The organism is Novosphingobium sp. (genome assembly GCF_036733805.1).
GTDB lineage: Bacteria > Pseudomonadota > Alphaproteobacteria > Sphingomonadales > Sphingomonadaceae > Novosphingobium.
In genome coordinates, this window is the sequence record NZ_DAIMZT010000117.1 from 1 (window position 1) to 3,451 (window position 3,451).

Genomic DNA, 3,451 nt, shown 5'->3' on the forward strand with positions numbered 1-3,451 from the left:
TCGGCGGTCCAGGCGCCGCTGTCATAGCCCATGACCGTGCGGCTCATGGATTCGACGCCGCCGCCGATGCCGGCCTGGATCATGCCCGAATGAATCTGCGCCGCGATCAGGCTGACCGCGTCCAGGCCCGTGGCGCAGAAGCGGTGGATCTGCTGGCCGCCGACCGTCTGGGCATAGCCCGCCTGCAATACCGCCGCGCGGGCAAGGACGCCGCCCTGTTCGCCGACCGGCTGCGCCATGCCGATGATGACATCGTCCAGCAGCGCGGTGTCGAGCGCGTTGCGATCCCGTACCGCCTGGAGCAATTGGGTCGCCATCTGCACGGACGGGATTTCATGAAGCGCGCCGTCTGGGCGCCCCTTGCCGCGGGGCGTGCGCACATGGTCGTAAATATAGGCTTCCATCGACTCATCCTGCTAAATGCTCGGCCATATCGAGCCAGACAACAGGCGCACATTGTGATGAACAACGCTGTCGCCACCTATCGAAGGGCGGGTAGCCAGACCTCGAGCACGCCTGCGAAAGGCAGCATGGATAGCTTCCCGCCGCCCGCCTCTATTCGGTGTAGAGGGCGCGCAGCCGCGCTATCCTCGACTGGTCGAGGCCCATCTTGTCGCGCAGATAGGCTTTCGCGCCGCCGGGATATTGATCGATGACCCTAAATACCGCTTCGATCGACGGCCGCGATGTCGCCTGCCAGCAGCCTCTCGCGGTTATTGGTGGAAACCGTGACATCCCAGATCGGCGCATCCATCGCCAGGCCGACGAACCAGCGGAAGAGCAGGTTGTAGTCCCATCTGCTCCATCAACTGGCGTTCCGAGCGGATCGAATAGAAAGCCTGCAAGAACAAGGCGCGCAGCAGCTTCTCGGGCGGGATCGAGGGCCTGCCGATACGAGAATACAGGCCATCGAAATCCGGCGACAGAACTTCCAGCGCTTCATCGACAATCGCCCGGATCGCGCGAAGCGGGTGGTTCGCCGGCACCCGAGCCTCGCAACTCACGTAGGAAAACAGCCCTTCACTCCGCTCGTCACCGCCGCGCATCCTGATCCCTTCAACGTCCATCGACGCAATCCTGGAATCAGCAATACCCCTTCAGTGCAAGCGCCTTTTCCGCAAACTGCTAAAGCCTGTCTGATGGAGGATCAGACGGTGCATGTCGAACGCCAAGCCGGATAGATTCGTTGCGTTTTCTTCCTTCCCTGCCTCACCCGACGACACAAATCAGACGTCCGGTTCAAAATGAGAATATCCGGCATTGAATTCACCACTATGCAGGCCGTCCGCGGCCCAGCAGGTAGCCTTGAAGCAATGATAGAAATACCGCGACAAGGAAAAGCGGAGCAAATGTCGCCGTGTCGAATGCTCCTTTCATGAGCGGTAGACCGAATATCCCCGTGATAAGCGAACCGAGGAGCATCCCGGACAAGACCCATGGCCAGACGCTTCCGGAAACGGATTCCGCTGCGGGAGCAGGCGGGGATTGACGGGGCATCGCCACATCGGCCTCAGCCATATCCGGCGGTGGCGCAGTCAGGTCCACCACCTTACCGCCTCGGCGGGCTTCCAATTCCTCCGCGAACTTCTTGAAGAAGGCGGCTGACATGGACCGGGCAGTCGCGTCGATCATCCGTCCGCCCAGTTGCGCCAGTCTGCCGCCGACTTGCGCCGATACGTCATAATGCAAGATGGTTTCGCCGCCATCCTCCGTCAGCCGCACAACCGCCCCGCCCTTGGCATGGCCGGCAACGCCCCCCTGCCCTTCGCCGGTGATGCGATAGCCGTTGGGCGGGTCGAGATCGGAGAGCGTCACCTTGCCTTGGAAGCGTGCGGAAATGGGACCGACCTTGATCACGGCGATCGCCGTCATATCCGTATCCGACTCCTTGACCAGTTTCTGACAGCCAGGAATGCAGGTCCGCAAGATGTCGGCATCGTTCAGCGCCTTCCAAACCGTTTCCCGATCGGTGGGAATGCGTTGTTCGCCTGTCATGTCCATGAAAATGCCCCCTTTCCTCAGCCGTCGATGCCGCCGAGGCAGAGATATTTGATCTCCACGTAATCCTCGATGCCATATTTGGAACCTTCGCGGCCGAGGCCCGATGCCTTGACCCCGCCGAAGGGCGCGACCTCCGTGGAGATGATCCCCTCGTTGATGCCGACGATCCCCGCTTCCAGCCCTTCGGCGACGCGGAAGATGCGCCCCACGTCGCGGCTGTAGAAATAGGAGGCGAGGCCGAATTCCGTGTCGTTGGCGAGAGCGATCGCCTCCGCCTCGGTTTCGAAACGGACCAGCGGCGCGAGCGGGCCGAAGGTTTCCTCCGCCATCAACGCAGCGTGCGCCGGCACGTCGGCCATCACCGTGGGTTCGAAGAAGGAGCCGCCGAGCGCATGGCGCTTGCCGCCCGTCAGGATGCGCGCGCCCATGGCGAGACCGTCTGCGATATGCTCCTCCACCTTCTCCACGGCGGCAGCGTTGATGAGCGGCCCCTGAGTCACGCCCTCCTGCGTACCCGGGCCGACCTTTAGCGCCTCGACCGCCTCCACCAGCTTCTCGGCGAAGCGGTCATAGATGCCACTTTGCACGAGGAAGCGGTTGGCGCAGACGCACGTCTGGCCGCTATTGCGATATTTGGACGCCATGGCCCCCGCGACGGCGGCGTTCACGTCGGCATCGTCGAACACGATGAAGGGCGCGTTGCCGCCCAGTTCCATGCTGGTCTTCTTGACCGTCGGCGCGCATTGCGAAAGCAGCAGCGACCCCACTCGGGTGGAGCCAGTGAAGGAGAGCTTGCGGACCTTCGGATTTTCGCACAGTTCCTGCCCGGTCGCGCCGGAAGGACCGGTAATGACGTTGCACACGCCCGCCGGCATCCCCGCGCGTTCCGCCAGCGCGCCCAGTGCCAGCGCGGAAAAGGGCGTCTCACTCGCTGGCCGGATCACCCCTGTGCAGCCCGCCGCCCAGCCCGGTCCCGCCTTGCGCGTGATCATCGCGCTCGGGAAGTTCCAGGGCGTGATTGCGGCGAAGACACCGATCGGCTCCTTCTGCACGATGATGCGGCGGCCCGGCAGATGGTTGGGGATGGTGTCGCCATAGACGCGCTTCGCCTCTTCGCCGAACCATTCGATGAAGCCGGCGGCATAGGCGATCTCGCCCCTCGCCTCGGCCAGCGGCTTTCCTTGCTCGATTGTCAGGATGAGGGCGAGGTCGTCCTGATTTTCCATCATCAGCTCATAGAGCTGCCGCAGAATGGCGGCGCGTTCCTTGCCCGTTTTCGCCCGCCAGCCGGCCTGCGCTTCATAGGCGACATCGATCGCACGGGCCACTTCCTCCCGCGCCAAAGCAGGGACATGGCCGATCATCTCGCCGGTTGCGGGATTGGTGACTGCGATGGTCTTGCCGCTCGCCGCGTCCACCCATTCGCCGCCGATCAGGCATTGCTGCTTGA

3 protein-coding genes and 2 pseudogenes are annotated in these 3,451 nt (G+C 63.2%); all 5 read right to left on the reverse strand.

Translation table 11 applies throughout. The annotated features are described in order from the left end of the window. Positions 1-404: pseudogene (locus tag V7D69_RS15535) on the reverse strand (acetyl-CoA C-acyltransferase); the annotation flags it as partial. Between the two features lie 151 nt (positions 405-555). Then, positions 556-750, reverse strand: a complete 195-nt coding sequence (locus tag V7D69_RS16225) for a tyrosine-protein phosphatase (protein ID WP_442947067.1) — start codon at positions 748-750, stop codon at positions 556-558. Further along, positions 680-1,046, reverse strand: a pseudogene (locus tag V7D69_RS15540) (transposase); the annotation flags it as partial. The pseudogene V7D69_RS15540 and the gene V7D69_RS16225, both read right to left, overlap by 71 nt. 226 nt (positions 1,047-1,272) lie before the next feature. After that, positions 1,273-2,001 carry an SRPBCC family protein gene (locus tag V7D69_RS15545; protein ID WP_333606270.1) on the reverse strand — a complete coding sequence of 243 codons (729 nt, stop codon included), beginning with the start codon at positions 1,999-2,001 and terminating at the stop codon, positions 1,273-1,275. 17 nt (positions 2,002-2,018) lie between these two features. Beyond that, positions 2,019-3,451, reverse strand: a 1,433-nt coding sequence (locus V7D69_RS15550; protein ID WP_333606271.1) for an NAD-dependent succinate-semialdehyde dehydrogenase, incomplete at its 5' end; no start/stop codon positions are given.